This window comes from Neobacillus muris (assembly GCF_943193175.1).
Lineage (GTDB): Bacteria > Bacillota > Bacilli > Bacillales > Cytobacillaceae > Neobacillus > Neobacillus muris.
Genome location: NZ_CALPDF010000003.1, coordinates 168,563 through 188,470 on the forward strand (window position 1 = coordinate 168,563; position 19,908 = coordinate 188,470).

The 19,908-nt window shown below is 42.1% G+C and carries 20 protein-coding genes and 1 other RNA gene; 7 read left to right on the forward strand and 14 right to left on the reverse strand.

Annotation, left to right across the window (positions count from 1 at the left end; translation table 11 throughout):
• Positions 1 to 85: 85 nt before the first annotated feature.
• On the forward strand, positions 86 to 1,195 hold the full coding sequence (gene ytvI, locus NFS43_RS03580) for a sporulation integral membrane protein YtvI (RefSeq protein WP_251549543.1): 1,110 nt from the start codon (positions 86 to 88) through the stop codon (positions 1,193 to 1,195).
• 36 nt (positions 1,196 to 1,231) lie between these two features.
• On the opposite strand, the gene pyk is transcribed toward ytvI, so the two are convergent.
• From pyk to dnaE, 7 genes are all read right to left on the reverse strand, one after another.
• Complete coding sequence (gene pyk / locus NFS43_RS03585; protein WP_251549545.1) at positions 1,232 to 2,995, reverse strand: pyruvate kinase; 1,764 nt, start codon at positions 2,993 to 2,995, stop codon at positions 1,232 to 1,234.
• Between the two features lie 89 nt (positions 2,996 to 3,084).
• The gene (gene pfkA, locus NFS43_RS03590) at positions 3,085 to 4,047 is read right to left on the reverse strand and encodes a 6-phosphofructokinase (RefSeq protein WP_251549547.1); all 963 of its coding nucleotides are present in this window, start codon (positions 4,045 to 4,047) and stop codon (positions 3,085 to 3,087) included.
• A 378-nt stretch (positions 4,048 to 4,425) separates the two neighbouring features.
• Positions 4,426 to 5,403 carry an acetyl-CoA carboxylase carboxyl transferase subunit alpha gene (gene accA, locus NFS43_RS03595; RefSeq protein WP_251549549.1) on the reverse strand — a complete coding sequence of 326 codons (978 nt, stop codon included), beginning with the start codon at positions 5,401 to 5,403 and terminating at the stop codon, positions 4,426 to 4,428.
• Positions 5,397 to 6,275, reverse strand: a complete 879-nt coding sequence (accD, locus tag NFS43_RS03600; protein WP_251549551.1) for an acetyl-CoA carboxylase, carboxyltransferase subunit beta — start codon at positions 6,273 to 6,275, stop codon at positions 5,397 to 5,399. The genes accA and accD overlap by 7 nt, the downstream gene beginning before the upstream one ends.
• 188 nt (positions 6,276 to 6,463) lie before the next feature.
• On the reverse strand, positions 6,464 to 7,042 hold the full coding sequence (locus tag NFS43_RS03605) for a FadR/GntR family transcriptional regulator (RefSeq protein ID WP_420910287.1): 579 nt from the start codon (positions 7,040 to 7,042) through the stop codon (positions 6,464 to 6,466).
• A 56-nt stretch (positions 7,043 to 7,098) separates the two neighbouring features.
• Positions 7,099 to 8,337: an NADP-dependent malic enzyme gene (ystJ, locus tag NFS43_RS03610; protein WP_251549555.1), complete on the reverse strand. Its 1,239-nt coding sequence runs from the start codon at positions 8,335 to 8,337 to the stop codon at positions 7,099 to 7,101.
• Between the two features lie 128 nt (positions 8,338 to 8,465).
• Positions 8,466 to 11,831, reverse strand: a complete 3,366-nt coding sequence (gene dnaE / locus NFS43_RS03615; protein WP_251549557.1) for a DNA polymerase III subunit alpha — start codon at positions 11,829 to 11,831, stop codon at positions 8,466 to 8,468.
• Positions 11,832 to 12,026: 195 nt separating this feature from the next.
• On the opposite strand from dnaE, the gene ytrH reads away from it, so the two are divergent.
• Together ytrH and ytrI are read left to right on the forward strand one after the other, a co-directional pair.
• Positions 12,027 to 12,365, forward strand: coding sequence for a sporulation membrane protein YtrH (gene ytrH, locus NFS43_RS03620; RefSeq protein WP_251549559.1), 339 nt, complete (start codon positions 12,027 to 12,029; stop codon positions 12,363 to 12,365).
• Positions 12,362 to 12,865: a sporulation membrane protein YtrI gene (ytrI, locus tag NFS43_RS03625; RefSeq protein WP_251549561.1), complete on the forward strand. Its 504-nt coding sequence runs from the start codon at positions 12,362 to 12,364 to the stop codon at positions 12,863 to 12,865. Before ytrH ends, ytrI begins: the two co-directional genes overlap by 4 nt.
• A gap of 44 nt (positions 12,866 to 12,909) precedes the next feature.
• On the opposite strand, the gene NFS43_RS03630 is transcribed toward ytrI, so the two are convergent.
• The gene (locus NFS43_RS03630; RefSeq protein WP_251549563.1) at positions 12,910 to 13,842 is read right to left on the reverse strand and encodes a DHH family phosphoesterase; all 933 of its coding nucleotides are present in this window, start codon (positions 13,840 to 13,842) and stop codon (positions 12,910 to 12,912) included.
• A 99-nt stretch (positions 13,843 to 13,941) separates the two neighbouring features.
• Between NFS43_RS03630 and NFS43_RS03635 the strand changes: the two genes are divergently transcribed.
• Positions 13,942 to 14,256 carry a YtpI family protein gene (locus NFS43_RS03635; protein ID WP_251549565.1) on the forward strand — a complete coding sequence of 105 codons (315 nt, stop codon included), beginning with the start codon at positions 13,942 to 13,944 and terminating at the stop codon, positions 14,254 to 14,256.
• A 93-nt stretch (positions 14,257 to 14,349) separates the two neighbouring features.
• Here NFS43_RS03635 and NFS43_RS03640 read toward each other — a convergent pair whose 3' ends face one another.
• The 3 genes from NFS43_RS03640 to NFS43_RS03650 form a co-directional block, all read right to left on the reverse strand.
• Positions 14,350 to 15,669, reverse strand: a complete 1,320-nt coding sequence (locus tag NFS43_RS03640) for a CBS domain-containing protein (RefSeq protein ID WP_251549567.1) — start codon at positions 15,667 to 15,669, stop codon at positions 14,350 to 14,352.
• A 117-nt stretch (positions 15,670 to 15,786) separates the two neighbouring features.
• Entirely contained in the window at positions 15,787 to 16,023 is a 237-nt protein-coding gene (locus NFS43_RS03645; RefSeq protein WP_251549568.1) for a hypothetical protein, read from the reverse strand.
• Positions 16,024 to 16,102: 79 nt separating this feature from the next.
• Positions 16,103 to 16,786, reverse strand: coding sequence for a metal-dependent hydrolase (locus NFS43_RS03650; RefSeq protein WP_251549570.1), 684 nt, complete (start codon positions 16,784 to 16,786; stop codon positions 16,103 to 16,105).
• Positions 16,787 to 16,960: 174 nt separating this feature from the next.
• Here NFS43_RS03650 and NFS43_RS03655 point away from each other — a divergent pair, with 174 nt between their 5' ends.
• Together NFS43_RS03655 and ssrS are read left to right on the forward strand one after the other, a co-directional pair.
• Positions 16,961 to 18,061 (forward strand): M24 family metallopeptidase, encoded by a 1,101-nt coding sequence (locus tag NFS43_RS03655; protein ID WP_251549572.1) that lies wholly within the window; start codon positions 16,961 to 16,963, stop codon positions 18,059 to 18,061.
• A 51-nt stretch (positions 18,062 to 18,112) separates the two neighbouring features.
• A non-coding RNA gene (gene ssrS / locus NFS43_RS03660) (6S RNA) lies at positions 18,113 to 18,307 on the forward strand.
• A 171-nt stretch (positions 18,308 to 18,478) separates the two neighbouring features.
• Here the strand turns inward: ssrS and NFS43_RS03665 are convergent.
• From NFS43_RS03665 to NFS43_RS03675, 3 genes are all read right to left on the reverse strand, one after another.
• The gene (locus NFS43_RS03665; RefSeq protein WP_251549574.1) at positions 18,479 to 18,736 is read right to left on the reverse strand and encodes a hypothetical protein; all 258 of its coding nucleotides are present in this window, start codon (positions 18,734 to 18,736) and stop codon (positions 18,479 to 18,481) included.
• Positions 18,737 to 18,766: 30 nt separating this feature from the next.
• A complete protein-coding gene (locus NFS43_RS03670; RefSeq protein ID WP_251549576.1) occupies positions 18,767 to 18,958 on the reverse strand; it encodes a hypothetical protein in 192 nt (63 codons plus the stop codon).
• A 147-nt stretch (positions 18,959 to 19,105) separates the two neighbouring features.
• Complete coding sequence (locus NFS43_RS03675; protein WP_251549578.1) at positions 19,106 to 19,270, reverse strand: hypothetical protein; 165 nt, start codon at positions 19,268 to 19,270, stop codon at positions 19,106 to 19,108.
• 106 nt (positions 19,271 to 19,376) lie between these two features.
• Here NFS43_RS03675 and NFS43_RS03680 point away from each other — a divergent pair, with 106 nt between their 5' ends.
• Positions 19,377 to 19,829 carry a universal stress protein gene (locus tag NFS43_RS03680; RefSeq protein WP_251549580.1) on the forward strand — a complete coding sequence of 151 codons (453 nt, stop codon included), beginning with the start codon at positions 19,377 to 19,379 and terminating at the stop codon, positions 19,827 to 19,829.
• Positions 19,830 to 19,908: the final 79 nt, after the last annotated feature.

Here is a 19,908-nt window from a genome sequence, read left to right on the forward strand (position 1 = left end):
TTTCCGTATTGGAAAATCATGCAGCATTACTCAAAAAATGGTAAACTTAATCTAGGACCTTTCCAAAGACAAGGAGGTTTCTTTTTTGAATCCTGCGTATCTAAACAGAACCATACGTTTTATTATTGTTATTGGCGCAATCACTCTAGGTCTCGTTTCTTTTTACTATTTATCAAAAATAACGTATCCCTTTCTAATTGGTTTGATCATCGCCTTGATGATAAACCCTTTAGTCAACTTCTTGGAAAAAAAGGCCAGAATGCCGCGGGCGCTTGCCGTTTTCATCAGCCTTATTATACTATTTGCTGCGTTCGCTGGAATCATTACTCTTTTGATTGCCGAAATTGTTTCCGGGGCAGCTTATTTATCAAAAGTCGTGCCTGAGCATCTCCTCAAATTCATTACTTTTATAGAAGATTACTTTACTGCACAAATTATACCTTTCTATAATGATTTAACGAAGATGTTCAATAAACTGGATGCCGGACAAAAAGATACGATTATAGAAAACATTCAAAATGTCGGAACAAAAATTGGAACTACTGTAGGTTCATTTATCCAAAATTTATTTGGAAATATTCCTAATATCTTATCTTGGTTCCCAAACGCTGCGACGGTTCTGATTTTCTCGTTATTAGCAACGTTCTTCATCAGCAAGGATTGGAATCGGTTAAGGGTATGGGGGAGCAAGCTGCTTCCTCAAAAAGCAAAACACAGCTTTAACACGGTATTTATCGATCTGAAAATGGCTTTAGCCGGATTTATCAAAGCCCAATTGACTTTGATTTCGATTACGACCGTGATTATTTTAATCGGCCTTTTGATCCTAAGGATCGATTACGCCATCACGATAGCCTTGATTGCAGGCATTGTTGATATTCTTCCCTATCTTGGTACCGGAATTATTTTTGTGCCATGGATCATTTACATGGCAATAAGCGGAAATATCGGACTTGCCATTGGACTTGGGGTTCTATATCTAGTAGTCCTTGTCCAAAGGCAGATAATGGAGCCGAAAATATTGTCTTCCAATATTGGCATGGACCCGCTGGCAACACTCATTTCCTTATTTGTCGGCTTTAAGCTTATTGGCTTCTTAGGACTGATTGTCGGCCCCGTTAGTCTCGTCATTCTTACCACTCTTTATCGTGCCAGAGTTTTTCATGATTTATGGAATTATATAAAGGGCGAATAAAAAACGTCAACTCCATAGGAGCTGACGCTTTTTTTTTTACAAAACGCTTGCATGCCCGTTATAAATGATGCCTCTTGTTGAGTCAACGGTGACTTCTTGGCCATCTCTGAATAGGCTCAATGCATTCTGTACGCCAACAATTACTGGTATGCCAAGATTTAAGCCAACTACAGCCGCATGGCTTGTAAGTCCGCCTTCCTCGGTAATAAGCGCACTGCATTTTTCAAGGGCAGGTACCATTTCGCGGTCCGAACCAATGGTGACCAGAACCGATCCAGGTTTCACTTTTTCAATGGCTTCACTTGCATTATGGGCAATTACAACCTTACCAAAGCCAGATTTTCTGCCAATGCCTTGAGCCTTTGCAATAATATCACCAACAACATGAATTTTCATAAGGTTGGTTGTGCCAGTCTCGCTAACTGGAACACCTCCCGTAATGACAACTAAATCACCATGCTTAACAATACCACTGTTCAAGCTCTCTTCAACAGCTATATCAAGCATCTCGTCTGTTGACGTAGCAACTCTCCCAAGCTGTGGAAATACACCCCAAACAAGAGATAAGCGGCGGTAAACCGGTTCATTTGCGGTTACGGCTACAATGGTGGTCTTTGGACGGTACTTAGCAATCATTCTTGCTGTATGGCCGCTTTCTGTAGAAGTAATAATGGCATTGACATCTAAATTTAATGCAGTATGCGCAACAGATTGGGCAACAGCATCAGTAAGATTATGCTCTATATTTTTGCTTCGGTTCGAAAGGATTTCTTTATGATCGAGTGCTTGTTCAGCTCTTAATGCAATATTATGCATCGTTTGTACGGCTTCAACCGGGTAAAGTCCTGCAGCGGTTTCACCTGAAAGCATGATTGCGTCTGTCCCGTCGAAAATGGCATTGGCAACGTCGCTGGCTTCAGCACGTGTCGGACGTGGGTTTCTTTGCATAGAATCAAGCATTTGGGTAGCCGTAATAACCGGTTTTCCTATAGCATTACATTTTTTAATTAGCATTTTTTGAACAAGTGGAACTTCCTCTGCCGGTATTTCCACCCCAAGGTCTCCACGGGCTACCATCAAACCATCGGAAACTTCCAGGATCTCATCGATATTATCTACGCCTTCCTGATTTTCGATTTTAGGGATGATATGGATGTGGGCTGCATTATGTTCTTCTAAGAGCTGACGGATTTCCAGCACGTCTTTAGCACGGCGCACAAATGATGCCGCAATAAAATCGATTCCTTGTTCAATGCCGAAAAGGATATCCTTCTTGTCCTTTTCTGTAATGCCAGGCAGATTAACCGAAACCCCGGGAACGTTTACACCTTTTTTATTTTTTAATGTGCCGCTGTTAAGGATTTTAGTAAGAATCTCTCCAGCTTCTTTATCAACCTTAATCACTTCTAGACCGATGAGTCCGTCATCAAGGAGAATTTTAGAGCCAACTTGAACGTCATCAATTAAACCAGGATATGTAATAGAGAATTTCTCAAGTGTACCTTCTACTTCCTTCATGGAAATAATAATGGATTCACCAGACTTAAGTTCAAGGGCTCCATTTTGCATATTATGTGTCCTTATTTCAGGACCCTTCGTATCAAGTAAAATCGCAATGTTTTTTCCGTTCTCACTTGCAGCTTCACGGATATTTTTAATGCGGCCCCCATGTTCTTCAAAGTCCCCATGGGAGAAATTCAACCGGGCAACGTTCATTCCGGCATTCATTAATTGGGTTAATTTGTCTACTGATTCACTTGCAGGTCCAATGGTACAAACAATCTTCGTTTTGCGTAACATTCAATTTGCCTCCTATTATAAAGTGCCAAGCGCCCGCGAATGACATTCCCTGGGCGCTGCTCTGAATTGACATAACGGAAAAAATCTTTTTAAATCGAAAGAACCTTTGAAAGGTTAAACAAATCTAAGTCAATTTTATGTTTACGCTGCTCAAGTGCTTCAATGATATCGTAATCAACCAGTTTATTATTTTCAATGCCTACTGCCCGGCCGCCCTTTCCTTCCATCAAAAGTTCAACGGCTCTTGCTCCCAATCTGCTGGCAAGTACACGGTCTTGCGCACTTGGCGAACCGCCGCGCTGCATATGCCCTAACACTGATACCCGAATATCATTGTTTGTCAGTTCTTTTAACTGCTTTGCAAAATCAACGCCGCTGCAGACACCTTCTGCCACCACAATGATACTATGCTTTTTGCCGCGTTCTTGGCCTTTGCGGAGCCTTTCGACGATATTATTCATGTCATAGTTTTCTTCCGGAATCAAAATGGTTTCTGCTCCTCCGGCAAGTCCAGCCCAAAGAGCAATATCCCCTGCATTTCTCCCCATAACCTCTATGACAAACGTTCGATCATGGGATGTAGCTGTATCACGAATTTTGTCAATGGCATCAATGACCGTATTTAACGCCGTGTCAAATCCAATGGTAAAATCGGTTCCTGGTATGTCGTTATCAATCGTGCCTGGTACACCTACACATGGGTATCCTTGCTCTGTTAACGCTTTTGCTCCCATATAGGAACCATCGCCGCCGATCACAACCAGACCCTCAATTCCATGGGCATTTAGCTGCTCTATCCCTATTTGCTGCACTTCTCTTGATTTAAATTCTGGACAGCGGGCAGATAGAAGCATCGTGCCCCCTCTGTGTATAATGTCACCAACAGAACCAAGTTCCAGCTTCTTAATATCCCCTTTAATCAATCCAGCATAACCGCCGTAAACTCCATAAACTTCCATATCATTAAAGATTGCTTTTCGGACTACTGCCCTAATGGCCGGATTCATCCCTGGAGCGTCACCGCCGCTTGTTAGTACACCAATTTTTTTCATGGTCATCACCTCATTAATCGTATATCATTATGTAAAACAATACTCGTAGGTAATAAATTAGCTATGTTTGATACATTGGCTTATTCTATTATTATTTACATAAAACCCTTGAATATTTATAAAATAACATGAAGAAATGCCTATAACAACTATAAGAAGCACACAATTTCAATAGACGGAATAGTGTGTTAACTGAAAGCGGTTCATTTTTAGGTTGGAAGCGATATCATTAAATTTTTAGTGAATTTTTTTTAACATTTTAATGAAGCTGGTACTAGAGTGGCAATTTCTCTGTAAACGACAGATTTTCCACAATGCGGAAAAGCGTGCTCTGCAGTGGAGCACGCTTTTCTAATAGGACTTGCAAACTGGCGGATATTACTTTATGCCGATATAGTCATTTACGAGACCAAACTCGCCAATACTCCTAAACCGATTGTACCGGTCGGCAATCCGTTCTTCTTCTGAGAGCGGCAACAGCTGCTTTAACGAGAGAAGCAAAGTTTTCTCGATTTCCTCTGCCTGCTTTTTAACATCCTTGTGGGCCCCGCCTTTAATCTCAGGAATAATGTCATCAATGACGCTTAATTCCTTTAAGTCAGGGGCTGTAATTTTCATGGATTCGGCTGCTTTTTGGGCAAATGCCGCATCCTTCCATAGGATTGCAGCTGCGCCTTCTGGGGAAATAACGGAATAGGTGGAGTTTTCCAGCATATAAATACGGTTTCCCACACCAAGACCCAATGCACCGCCGCTGCCGCCTTCTCCAATGACAATACAAATGACGGGAACCCGAAGTCCTGCCATTTCAAACAGATTACGGGCTATAGCCTCACTTTGGCCTCGTTCTTCCGCAGCTTTTCCCGGATACGCTCCCTTTGTATCGATAAAACAAATGATCGGACGATTAAATTTATCGGCCTGTTTCATTAGCCGAAGAGCTTTTCTATATCCTTCCGGATGTGGCATTCCAAAGTTCCGGCGAATATTTTCTTTCGTATCCTTCCCTCTTTGATGGCCGATAACGGTAACTGGCAAGCCTTTAAACTTAGCGATACCGCCAACGATCGCTTCATCATCCCCAAAGGTGCGATCGCCATGACATTCAAAAAAGTCTTCAAATAAGTAGGAAATATAATCAAGGGTCGTCGGCCTGTTCGGATGCCGGGCTATTTGAACCCGATCCCAAGGTTTAATATTCTCGTAGATATCACGTTCCAATTTTTCGAGCCGCACCTCTAGCTTTCGGATTTCCGTAGTTAGATCCACATCAGTAGTTTGGGTGAACTCCTTCAATTCAGCAATCTTTTTCCTTAACTCAATAACCGGACGTTCAAAATCAAGTTCTCCTACCATGAAAGTTCACCTCCTGGCTGATGTATTTCTAGAATGTTCGTGATTTTATCCACCATCTCCAGCCGGGAAATGATGGCATCCAGTTGGCCGTGTTTTAACAGAAACTCTGCCGTTTGAAAATCTTCAGGCAGTTTCTCCCGGATCGATTGTTCTATTACCCTGCGGCCTGCAAATCCAATTAGAGCGCCAGGTTCAGCAAAGTTATAATCCCCCAGCGATGCAAAACTTGCAGATACCCCTCCTGTAGTCGGGTGAGTCATGATAGAAATAATCAAGCCGCCATTGTCACTGAATCGCTTTAATGCCACACTGGTTTTGGCCATTTGCATTAAACTTAATGCGCCTTCCTGCATTCTTGCGCCGCCTGAAGCGGTAAATATAATAAAAGGAACTGCTAATTCATCGGCCATTTCAATTGCGCGGGTAATCTTTTCCCCTACCGCAGACCCCATACTGCCCATTCTGAACGAAGCGTCCATGATCGCCACTACTATTTTGTGGCCATTGACTGCTCCAATTCCTGTTACGACAGCTTCATTTAATTTTGCCTTAGCCCTGTCTTTTTCCAGTTTTTCTATATAATCAGGAAACTGCAATGGGTTTTTCGACGTAATCTCTTCATTCAGCTCCTCAAAGCTCCCAGCATCAATAAAACTATTGATCCGTTCCATCGAACTCATTTGGAAATGATGTCCGCAGTGCAGACATACTTTTTCATTTTTTAATAATTCTTTCGTGTACATTATTTTTTTACAAGAAGGGCATTTGGTCATAATTCCTTCAGGAACATCACTTTTTACCGCTTCTGTTGGAATGGCTGCGTACTTCTTTTTCTTTGTCTGAGGTTTGGTAAATAAATCTTTAAGCGCCAAAATGAATCCTCCCTTGTAAACAATCCCGCTAATCGGAAGTTTGCCTCGTCCTATCAGCAGTCTTTCTTTCTTACACCAATCTCATACGTTGATTGCCCGTTTAGTGGCCAGACCACTTGTAGTTGAAAAATACCCTGTCCAAGGGTATGTACAAATTTTAATATAAAATAAATAAAGTATAAAATTTGTTAGTTTTTGTCGTCATCGCGAGACAAATTTCGTAATTCCCGATAAGCTGCCAGGGTATGGGCTTCATCGCGATCTGCCAATGATCTTGCTATTTCTAAATAGTCTTCCCGTTTACATGAATGATGATTGGAAACCAATGAATCATAATATTCTTTTAAAATAATCCACATTCTAAATAACAGGTAATTGTCTGCAAGCATCATGATCCTGTAAAAAAAATCATCTTCATGAACGATGTCGGCTGTTTTTACCCATTCCAAGAGCCCCTCTTGATTTTCCTTATCCATTTTTTGAAGGGCTAATCGGAGACCATCCATTTCAATCATATTTCGCGTCTCGAAAACATCTGTTTTCGCTTTTTCATCCTGCAAAATAAACGTACTTAGGAGCTGTACCAGCCGGTGGTCGCGAAAATCGCGGATAAAAGTTCCTTCCCCTCTTCGCGTTTCGATTAGGCCCAGCATTTCTAGTGCCCTTAGGGCTTCCCTAACGGAAGAGCGCCCGAAATTCAGGCGCTCGGACAGTTCACGTTCAGAAAGAATTTTATCTCCCGGCTTGAGTCCATCAGCCGTTATCATTTCTCTTAGCTGTTTGATTATCTCTAAGTAAACCTTCGTATTCGACACTTATGATATCACTCACTTTTTCCTATAAGAGCGAGTCTCTTGGTTTTTTCTTTGACTTCCTCAGGGTCTACCTTAATCCGGGCTACACCAGTTTCCATTGCTGCTTTGGCTACTGCAGCCGCCACATTCGGTGCAACTCGCGGGTCAAATGGACCGGGAATGACATAATCTGGATTGAGTTCGTCTTCACTGATTAAGTTTGCAATAGCGTGCACCGCTGCAATTTTCATTGCTTCATTGATATGTGTGGCCCTTACATCAAGAGCTCCACGGAAGATACCAGGAAAGGCCAAAACATTATTTACCTGATTAGGAAAATCAGAACGGCCTGTTCCGATCACACGGGCTCCAGCCTCTTTCGCCTCGTCAGGCATTATTTCCGGCACTGGATTGGCCATGGCAAAGATAATCGCATCAGAATTCATGGATGCCACCATTTCTTTTGTTAAAGCTCCTGCCACAGATACACCGATAAAAACATCCGCCCCTTTAATGACATCTTCCAGACTGCCAGAAAGGTTATCCCGATTGGTGAACTTCGCTACTTCTGCTTTCACGGCATTCATTCCGTGAGGCCGTCCTTCATAAATGGCCCCTTTGGTGTCGCACATGATAATATCTCTTACGCCGTAGTGGTATAATAATTTAATGATGGCAATGCCCGCTGCACCTGCACCGCTGGCCACCACTTTAATTTCTGTCATTTTTTTCCCGATTAGCTTTAAGGCATTCACCAAGCCTGCCACTGTAACAATAGCAGTTCCATGCTGATCATCATGAAAAATTGGGATATTGGTCTCTTTCTTCAGTCTTTCTTCTATTACAAAGCAATTAGGTGCTGCAATATCCTCAAGATTGACACCGCCAAAGGTTGGCTCCAACAGTTTAACAGTCTCAATAATTTTGTCAACATCTGATGTATTTAAGCATATTGGAAATGCATCTACACCTGCAAAGCTCTTAAATAAAACGGCTTTGCCCTCCATAACCGGCAGAGCTGCCTCAGGACCTATATTTCCCAGCCCTAATACAGCTGTACCATCTGAAACAACAGCAACCATATTGCCTTTCATGGTGTAATCATAAACAGTTTCTGGTTTTTCATAGATATCCTTACATGGCTCTGCCACACCAGGTGAATACGCTAAACTTAAATCATGTGCGTTTCTGACTGGCACCTTAGATTTTGACTCTAACTTTCCCTTATTAATTCGATGCATGTGTAATGCTTCTTCTCTTAAAGTCAAGAAATGTCACCCCTCTATCCCTACCAAAAAATGATACACCTTTCCAATTCCAATTATTCCCCTCAATTAGTGGTCAGACCACGCATGTCTCTTTTCAACTATAACATATCTTGATTCGTTGTAAAGATTTATTCTTTTAAAACCACACTTTCCGAACCAAGCAATCTCTTTAAATCATTGAGTAAATTAGCAGTTGGATTGACATTTTTGTCGTCAGGCAATGCCGCAGTTTTCTTCGCAGCCTCGTAATATAAAACCACTTTAGATTTTCCTCTATTTTGCTCTAATAATTGATTGATTTGGTTAAACAAATTTTCATCTTGCTTGTCTTCGCCAATTTTTAAATACAGAACGGACTTTCGGACCGTTTTCGACTGAATCCATTGGCCTATTTCATAAGCCTGCTGAATGATCATTTGCAGCCGGCCTTCCCGTTCCTCTATCTTTCCTTCCAGCACAGCAAAATTCCCCTCCTGCAGCAGTGCGGAAAACCTTCGATAAGCTTCCGGAAAGGCTACAGTTTCCATTTCTCCGCTTGCGTCACTTACCGTTAAAAAGGCCATTGATTCACCTTTTTTCGTACGGATCACTTTCTTGGATGAAATATAAACCCCTGCTGCAATTCGGGGAGCTTTTGCAGTCAATTCAAATAAGACTTTGGCACCAGTTTGATTAAGGGATTTTTCGTAAATCGAAATCGGATGGTCCGAAAGATAGATTCCTAATGCCTCTTTCTCAAATGTTAGCTTATGGGCCTGGCTAATCGGATCCACTTGAACATATTTCGGCTTTGGAATTAATTCTTGTTCAAATAGATCAATTTGGTCATCGTTTGCCGGTTTAAATATTTGTGCATGCTCAATCGCCACATCCAAGCTAGCCAAAAGGACAGCACGATCCTGCCCAAATTCATCAAAGCTTCCCGAATGGACTAGACTTTCCAAAGTTTTTCGATTAATGGCTTTCAGGGAAACCCTTATGCAAAAATCAAACAGGTCAGTAAACTCCTTAACTTTCCTTGCCTGAAGAATTTCTTTTAAGGCAGCGATCCCTACCCCCTTAATAGCTGCAAGGCTGTATCGAATTTTGCCCTTTTCAGCTTGAAAAAAGTAGTGGCTGGAGTTGATAGACGGAGGCAAAACGGAAATCCCTTTTTGTTTTGCTTCCATTACATATTGGGCAATCTTCGCTTCATTGCCGATTGCAGATGTCAGCAGGCCAGCCATAAAAAAGACTGGATAATTGGCTTTTAAATAGGCCAGTTGACAGGCAATCATACTATAGGCTACCGCGTGGCTTCGATTAAAACCGTAATTAGCAAAACGGACAATTAAATCATAAATTTCATTGGCCAATGACTCGCTGTATCCCTTTTTTAGAGCCCCTTGGATAAAATGAGCCCGCTCGCGGTCAAGCACCTCTTTTTGTTTTTTTCCGACAGCCCGCCGCAATAAATCGGCTTCTCCAAGGGAAAATCCGGCCATTTTGGAAGCGATCTGCATGATTTGTTCTTGGTAAACAATAACCCCATACGTATTCTCCAGGATGGGCTCAAGATCAGGATGCGGATAGGCAACCTCTTGTCTGCCATGCTTTCGGTCAATAAACAGCGGGATATTTTCCATTGGTCCGGGACGATATAAGGCATTAACCGCAACGATATCTTCAAATCGGGACGGTTTCAGTCTTGTTAAGACTTTACGCATTCCTTCTGATTCCAGCTGGAAAATCCCTGTCGTTTCCCCTCTTGCCAAAAGTTCAAAGGTTTTTTCATCATCAAGGGGGATCGACCTTAGGTCAAGTTTTTGGCGTGTATGAAAATAAATGGAGGATAGAATCGAATCAAGAAGCGTTAAATTCCTAAGTCCCAGAAAATCCATTTTCAGCAGCCCAAGCTCTTCTAAGTGCTCCATGGAATATTGGGTCAAGTATACATGACCAGAGCCCTGCTGGATGGGAACTAATTCTGTTAGAGGCATCTCACTGAAAACCACTCCTGCGGCATGAGTTGATGTATGGCGCGGCAGCCCCTCTAACTTTTGCGCGGTGTCAAACAGCCTGCGATGCAGCGGAGATTCCTGAATAAACTTTCGCAGCCCCTCTGATTCTTTATAGGCGTCTGCTAATGTTCCTCCGATCCGCTGCGGTACCAGCCTTGCCATATAATCCAGTTCTTTCGTATTCAAACCGAACGCCCTGCCTACATCCCGCAATGCAGCTCTTGAGGCAAGTGTTCCAAAGGTAACAATTTGAGCGACGTGAAGCTCCCCGTATTTTTTGGCAACATATTCAATAACCTCATCCCTGCGGTTATCTGGGAAATCAATATCAATATCCGGCATCGATATACGCTCAGGATTTAAGAACCGTTCAAATAAGAGATGATGCTGGATGGGGTCTACGTCCGTTATATAAAGTACATATGCCACAAGAGAACCGGCGGCAGACCCCCTTCCCGGTCCTGTTAAAATTCCTTTTTCGCGGGCATATCTCATAAAATCCCAAACAATTAAAAAATAGTCACTGAATTTCATGCGTTTGATGACATCTAGTTCGAAGTTTAACCGTTCATAATATTCACTGGGCGGTGATGAGGAAAATCGTTCTTCTAGTCCTTGTTTGCATAACCTCTCTAAATAAACATCTGATGGAATATGATTTTCCGTTGGAAACGAAGGCAAAAAGGTTTTGCCCAAGTCGATGTTGACGTTGCAGCGTTCCCCAATCAGCAGAGTATTCTCTAACACTTCTGGCATATCAGAAAAGTCCTCAGCCATTTCCCCCGCCGATTTTAAATAAAACTCATCGCTCCCCAGTTTCTCTCTATGCTCATCCTGAAGCTTATCGCCATTTTTAATGGCAAGCAGGCATTCATGGGCAAAGGTATCTTCTTTTTCTAAATAATGGACGCGATTTGTAGCAGCAAGGGGAATCTGCATTTGTTGCGAAAGTTGAATCAGCTGATTTTTAATAGCTTCCTCTGTTGCTAGTTTATGGTTTTGCAGAGATAAGTAAAAATTCCCTTGACCAAAGATAGTGGAAAATTCCTTTACAATTTGTTCAGCTGCATTCCTATCATTTTTTAGGAGCGCCTGCTCAATTTCCCCCTCTGCACCAGGGGAAAGAGCGATTACTCCTTCTGAATAGTGCTTCAGCCATCTGATTGGAATTCCATTCTCCGCTTTCGTTTGCAGAGTGCTCGATATTTTGATTAAATTTTTAAAGCCTTCGTTATTTTCGGCCAGCAGCACTAATGGAAAAGCTTCATTTTCTGTACAAATACTTTCTACATCTGCCGTTAATCCGATTATCGGTTTGATCTTATTTTGCTTACATAATTTATAAAACTCAATCGCCCCGTACATGACATTCCTATCCGTCAAAGCAAGAGCCTGAAACCCTTTGCTTCGGGCACTTTCTACTAATTTAGGAACCGAAGCGGTACTTGTGAGCAAACTATACGCGCTATAAACATGCAGGTGAATAAAAGACATCTTTGTCACACCCTTACTTACTCATTCTATAGTCTTATTATAAACATTACATAAAAAAAAGAAAATATGTTCTCATTTTTTGAGGCAGCAGAAAATTGAGGATGCCGGCCATTTCAATCTGCTAAATCATAATTTGCTTGACTTGTCCATATATATGATAAAGAGAGGATTTACCACAAAGGGCGGTGGGAACGGATGAAAGAAATCGGCTTTTTTCCAGCATTTATCGAAAGCTATTTTATCGCACTTGGCGTTGTGCTTGGCGGCTCTTTAATTGGAGGAATTGCCTCCTTTTTAACAGGACAGCCTCCTTTAACTACCGTCTATCGGCTATCGTCCGCGTTACGGATTTGGGGAATTGTTGCCGCGATCGGCGGCACATTCGATGCGGTTTACACGTTTGAACGCGGGTTATTTAATGGAGATACTAAAGATTTGTTTAAACAATTGTTAATCATACTTTCTGCCTTAGGCGGCGCCCAAACTGGCGCACTTATCATTAACTGGCTGACTCAGGAGCAAATCTCATCATGAGGATCCCTCCTTATTATCGGAAGCCATCCTGGCAGCGTTTTTTTGCTGGAATGGGAATTGGCGGTGCTATCAGCTGGTGCATTTTTTTATATATTTTTGGAGTTTGGCAGGAGGAGAGCTCCAAGTTAATTCAAAAACAACAAAATGATATCGAGGAACTAAAGAATGATATAAAAATTTGGCAAGCAGATTATGAAGAGTTAAATAAACAAAATTTAGAGAAAATCACTGTCCAAAAGATTAACATCAAGATTACCAACGGGGATCGATATAAGCTGGATGATTTGAGCATTTTCCAGACCGAGGAAGCTGTACGGGATGACATTAAAATGGTCCTGGCCAAAGACTTAGAGACCGTTGCCAAGAGCAAGGAATTAATCAAAAAGATTATTGAAAATGAACCGGTAAAATTGAACGCCAAAAGATACAGGCTTAAGGTAACAGAAATGGTGATTTATACTACGCTTTCCATCGATTTGGAGCTGGAGTTCGATGAATAGGAACGGCCCAATTTCCTTGGCCGTCCCGATTCACTCACAAAGGCTTATTTGCATACCTCCATTAACTCATTTATCACCTCAGCCGTTTGATCCCATGAGTAAATGGATGCCCCTGCTGCAAGCGGATGGCCGCCGCCGTTGAATTTTCTGGCGACACCATTGATGACGGGTCCCTTGGAACGAAGCCGGACTCTAATTTGGTCCGCTTCCTCAATGAAAAATACCCAGGCTTTAATCCCTTTCACATCTCCCAAAGTACTGACAAGCAGGGATGCCTCGGATGGCTTGGCCTTGTATTCGTTCAACAGCTCTTTCGTCAGCTTCACACAAGCCACGCCATTGGATTGCCATTCAAAATTTTGCAAAATATATCCGTTTAGCTTCACGATGTTTGGTTCCAATTCATACATTTTGTCAAAAAGCTCTGTTCGGGAAAAATTGTAATGAATCAGCTCTCCGGCATAAGCAAATGTTTTTTCGGTAGTGCTCGGATAAATAAATCTCCCCGTATCTCCGACAATCCCCGCAAATAACAGCCTGGCGCCTTCATCATTAAGTTTTAGGCCGTTTTCCCTGCCAAATAAATAAAACTCATAAATCATTTCACTGCAGGAGCTTGCATTTGTATCTACCCATAATAAATCACCATATGGGTCTTCATTCGGATGATGGTCGATTTTAATTACCTTATCTCCCAAAGAGTACCGCTTATCGCAGATCCTTTCTTCGTTGGCAGTATCACAAATGATGACCAATGCCCCTCTATAGGTCTCATCTGGTATGGAGTCAAGTCTGCGCAAATAGTTAAGCGTCGGCTCCTCCAGCCCGACTGCATATATTTTTTTGCCAGGGTAGGACGCCTGCAAAATAGCAGCCAGCCCTCCTTGTGAACCGTATGCATCCGGGTCTGGCCGAACATGACGATGAATGATAATGGTTTCATATTGTTCGATGGTTTCCAAAATTTTCTCTTTCATAGATACTCCTTTTCCCACACATTTTTAGCAGCTATTCTGGCATTTTCCTGCCATTAACGATACAATAAATATGATTTTCAAAACTTGGAGGAACGGACCATGTTTGTATTCGTATTACTGATCGCTTTTTCCTTTGCTTTCTATTTATTTTATAAAACCAAATACTTCCGAAGCAACCGCCCGGTCGAAAAGAAATGGCTATCAGCTAAATCCAATATCGCTTTAGGTCTTTTTGTCTGCTTATTTGGCATCAACCATTTGCTGTTTATTTCGGAATCAGCTGTCAGCTACCTTGTCGCTGCCATTTTCATCCTTTATGGCGCCTATTTCAGCTGGGCAGGCGTAAAAAAATATAAACATTACCACCCCTTTGCAATAGAAGAAGCCAAAATGGCCGATGAAGTCTCTTCATAAGAAAACCACAGCATAAATAGTGCAGCCGCTTCTCCTAAATGGGAAGCGGCTTTTGGCTATTGAGCAGCAATCTTTGGAAAGCAAGCTGTCCGTTTACGACCGGTCAATCAGCTGGCAGGTCATCATCGCTTTTCCAACGAGCACACCATCATTAAATACTTCTACATCGACTTTTCCGAATTTCCGGCCCACTTCAAGAATTCTCGGTACAATTTCAATCGTCGTTTCCATCTGGACCGGCTTGATAAAATAGATCGACATGCTTTCTACTACTAAGTCGCCCTTTTTATAGCTTCTCAGAACCCGGTTTGCGGCCTCTGAGACAATCGTAGTAAATACCCCATACGAAATCGTCCCTAAATGATTGGTCATTTGCGGGGAGACTTCCAGGGTAAATACATCCTCGCCTTTTGGCTTTCCTTGAATTAAGGCCATTTGATTGGTCACAATATCATCTAAAGTTTCGCCCACCTGAGGCTGCCTTTGGTTCATTTGCAGCGCTTTTAAAACATCCTGGCGGCTAATGAGCCCCTCTAACCGATTAGAATCATCTGCGACGGGAAGCACTTCAATTCCTTCCCAAACCATCATATGGGCTGTCGAGGCAACACTTGTTTTTCCTGTCACGGTCATCGGCTGCTTGGTCATAATCTTATCAATCGATATATCAGGATCCTGTCCCAGGACATCCTTACTTGTCACGATCCCTTGGATTTTCATGTTATGATCTACCACCGGATAACGGCTGTGGCCCGTTTGGGCATTAAATTCATGCCATTTCGATACTTTATCAATTGTTTTCAAGTAAAAGGTCTCTTGAATGGGCGTCAAAATATCTTCCACCAAGATGATTTCCTTTTTAATTAATTGGTCATAAATTGCCCGGTTAATCATTGTTGCAACAGTGAACGTATCATAACTTGAGGAGATGATCGGCAGCTCTAACTGGTCAGCCAATTTTTTTACTTGGTCTTCTGTATCAAAGCCTCCAGTAATGAGAACAGCCGCACCGGCCTTTAGGGCAAGTTCATGCGCCTGCGTCCTGTTCCCCACAATGAGCAAGCTGCCTGCGTCTGTATAACGCATCATCGCCTCTAATTTCATCGCACCAATGACAAATTTATTTAAGGTTTTATGAAGTCCTGTTCTTCCTCCTAAAACCTGGCCATCGACAATATTGACCACTTCTGCAAACGTAAGCTTTTCTATGTTTTCTTTTTTCTTGCGTTCAATCCGAATGGTTCCTACCCTTTCAATCGTGCTGACATAGCCTTTATTTTCGGCTTCTTTAATAGCCCGATAGGCCGTGCCTTCACTTACATTCATCGCCTTGGCGATTTGCCTGACCGATATTTTTTCACCAATCGGCAAGCTGTCAATATATTGCAAAATCTGTTCATGTTTCGTAGCCAAGACCTTCACCCTTTATATGTTGACTTCCAATCTTTCCACCCTAAGATTGGACCTTAGTTTCATTATAAAGTGTTGAAAGCCTTGATTCAATGCAGTTTCTCACATATCGCAGCGATTTTAGTAGAACGAACGGGCTCTTTTTCTTGCCTTTTCCGGTCCCTGCTTCTGGATTCTCCGCTTAGGGGAATACAGCCATGCCGTTAGATTTCCTGCGGCCACAACCAGCGCAAAGGCAAGCCAGGTTATTGAAAATGCCCCCTGCAGCCCTTCTGCCGTCACCGATAACCTTGGCACAGCCGTGTAGAGCAAATAACCGCAAAGTAAAAGACAAAGCAAATATCTATTCCTTTTCAACTCATTTTCCTCCCTTATGAACCTGCTTGTTTCATTTTTATGCAATAAGGGAGAAAAAAAGCATGGTTAATTGGAAAAATTATAGTTCAATACTCTCGCCAGGTTCTAAAACCTTGCCATTATTGGCTTCCAGCATGGCCACAAATCGGTATGGATCCTGCTTAATTGGCGGGAAGGTATTGTAATGGATGGGGACGGTTATTTTTGCCTGCAATAGTTTAGCTGCGTAAGCTGCATCTTCAGGACCCATTGTAAAGTTATCGCCAATTGGCAAGAATGCCAAATCAATCGGGTGGCGTTCACCTATCAATTTCATATCTGAGAAAAGCCCTGTGTCTCCAGCATGATAAATCGTTTTTCCTTCATTCATAAACAAGATTCCAGCAGGCATGCCGCAATAAATAATTTGCTTATTGGCTTCATCCACATAGCCTGAGCCATGGAAGGCTTGGGTCAATTTTACCCGCCCAAACTCAAATTGATAGGAGCCCCCGATATGCATGGCATGCGTTTTGACCCCTTTAAAGCTTAAAAAGTCGCATAGATCCGCATTAGCAATGACAAGTGAATCGTTCTGCTTGGCTAATTCAACCGTATCACCTACATGGTCCCCATGGCCATGAGTTAAAATAATCACATCGGGATGAACATCCTCTGCTTTTAAATCTGTTAATCCATTACCTGTAATAAATGGATCGATAAAAATGGTTTTTCCATTGGATTTGATTTGAACTACCGAATGTCCATGATATGAAACTTGCATTTTACTATCCCCTTTCATCAGAATCCACCTAACTATTTCCATAAAAACTTAGGATTTCCTTCCCAATTATGCCCATAACATTTATATTTTAGCACATGATAATATCAGATAGTTTACATCAATCCTTAATACTGCTACTCTCAATTAAGAGATTGATATTTAGGAGGAAGAAAAATGAACCAGCGCTTAAAAATGCTGCAAACCTGGATGAGGGAAAATGAAATAGAAGTATGTTTTCTTACCTCTTCAGAAAATGTTTTTTATTTAACCGGATACTTTACCGACCCGCATGAAAGATTGCTGGCCTTAGCTGTGTTCCAGGAGAAAGAGCCATTTTTAATGGTGCCGTCCATGGAGGTGCATGATGCAAGAAATTCCGGCTGGGAACAAGAAATCATCGGCTACAGCGATATCGATAACCCGTGGGACATAGTCGCGAAAGCCATCCAGCAACGATTATCAGCCGTTTCTAAAGCAGCCATTGAAAAAGAGCACATGAATGTGGAACGATACGAACAGCTGTTAAACCTATTCCCCAAGGCCGCTTTTGTTTCCGCAGAGGAAAAATTAAGACTTCTTCGGATGATTAAGGATGAAAAAGAAATAGCAGCCATAAAAGAAGCTGCTGCCATGGCGGATTATGCCATTGAATTCGGTGCGAGCGAATTAAAGGAAGGCAAAACAGAGCTGGAGGTCCTCAATGCCCTCGAGTATGCCCTTAAACAAAAAGGGATCACAGAAATGTCTTTTTCCACAATGGTGCTGACCGGCGCAAACGCTGCCTCGCCGCATGGCAATCCTGGCACGACTAGAATCCAAAAAGGCGATTTAGTGTTATTCGACTTAGGTGTCGTTGTCGACCGTTATTGCTCCGATATCACCAGAACGGTGGCTTTTGGAGATATTAATGACAAGCAGAAAGAAATCTATGATACTGTTTTAAGAGCCCAATTAGCCGCATTAGAGGCCAGCAAGCCTGGTGTTACTGCTGCTGATATTGACCTTACCGCACGCAAAGTGATTGCGGATGCCGGATACGGCGAGTATTTCCCGCATCGGCTGGGCCATGGTTTGGGAATCAGTATCCATGAGTACCCTTCCTTAACCGAAACAAATCCACTTGTGATGGAAACAGGGATGGTTTTTACTATTGAACCAGGCATTTATGTCCCTAATGTTGCAGGGGTGCGGATTGAGGATGATGTTTTAATAACAGCAGATGGCGCTGCCGCCCTGACTAAATATCCAAAAGAACTGCAGATCATTAAGCATTAAACAGGAAATAATTCACATTGAACTATTGGCCGTTATAAGGTAATATATATCTACAAGCTGCGTTGTACGTAAACCATAATAAAGTTTTAACCTTTAGACTGTAAAAGGGAGTTTTAATTGAAGCAGGAATGACAGGCCTCTGTCTATACGACATGGAGGACATGCAAGAGAGCTTCTGCGAACACCCACTTTGAGGAGTGGTGGTTTAAAACTTTCTTATATTAATTACGGCAAATGCGGCTGTATATAACCAATTATTAAAGCCAGCTCCTTTCAATGGGCTGGTTTTTGGTTTTTTATTGCTCTCATTTTACCTTTTATAATAGGAATAAACGGGCATTATTTTGCATTTACGCCATAGAGTTACAAACTAAAAAAGCCTTGCCATTATGCACGGCAAGACTTTTTCATTCTAGATCACCAAAATCCTCCATATGGGTATCCATAATACGGATAACCAAATCCATAAGAGAATGGCGACAAAAGAGCACCTGCAGCTAAACCTGTCAAGAACGGAAAGCCAAAGCCCCACGGACGGAAACCCCACCCCCATGGGCGGCCAAAACCTCCAAAATGTCCAAAACCGTGATGAAGTCTTGCGTCATTCGGATCCAAGGCATAAATCTCCGGATAGATGACAGGAGCACCCTGCATCATTTGCAATTCTGAATTCATAGTGGCCCTCCCTTTTGTCTTACCGCTTATTTAAATGAAGAACGGAAAGCCAAAACCGACTCCAAATGGAGGAAACCCGAATCCCCAAGGACGGTATCCCCATCCAAAGCCCCACGGACGGAATCCAAAACCACCATATCCCCATAACCTGTAATCATTATCAGCATATTGGATTGTTTGATCATAGGGCAGATAACCTGGGTTCATATACATATTATTCATATCTTTACCTCCTCGAAAAAGATAACTTACACTAAAGAATATGTAATCCCGAAAATAAACTCTTGGGTAAATGCCCTAGAAACAAAGATTTCTCCCACAAAATAAGAAAAGGACTGCCCGAAATGACAGTCCATCACGATCAAAACATCAACCATTAGCATTAGGAATATCAGCACGGCCAGACTGATCATTTGCAAAATCCGCATGATCCTCTATGGACCCGCTGTTATAAGAATTCATGATCTGGTCACTTACCTCTTTTGTTCCCCTTTCATCAAAATCAAACGTATACTTCACTTTCGAATTATTCACCATATCATTCTCCTTTTTAATCTCTGCTTACCCCTTTATTGTTCGAAAAATTGCAACAACCATACACTGTTAAATATTGTATAATCAGGGTGAGGAGATGATAATCATGGGACTTCAATATCAAAATATTTTAGTCGCTATTGATGGTTCAAAGGAAGCAGATTGGGCTTTTAAGAAAGCAGTCGAGATCACCAAGAGAAACAACGCCAAGATGCTGTTAGTGCATGTCATTGATACACGATCCTTCGCATTAATAGAAGCATATGACACCGTGATTGGGGACCGGGCTGAAAAGCTCGCAAAAGAAATGCTGGAAGGATACGTCAACCAAGCGATTGAGTCAGGAATATCAAATGTGCAATACGAAATTGAATTTGGCTCTCCAAAAATCAAAATCCCAAGAGATTTGGCCAAAAAACATCACAGCGATTTAATTATTTGCGGGGCAACCGGCATGAACGTGGTAGAAAGATTCTTTATCGGAAGTGTATCAGAGCATATTGTCCGCTATTCCCCTTGTGATGTGCTCGTAGTTCGTACAGAAAAAGACTTTTCATAGATTACGCTTATTCAAAGCACGGGTCCAAAAAAAAAGGATTCGTGCTTTTTTGAAAGGTTCAAATACTTGTCGTGAATAA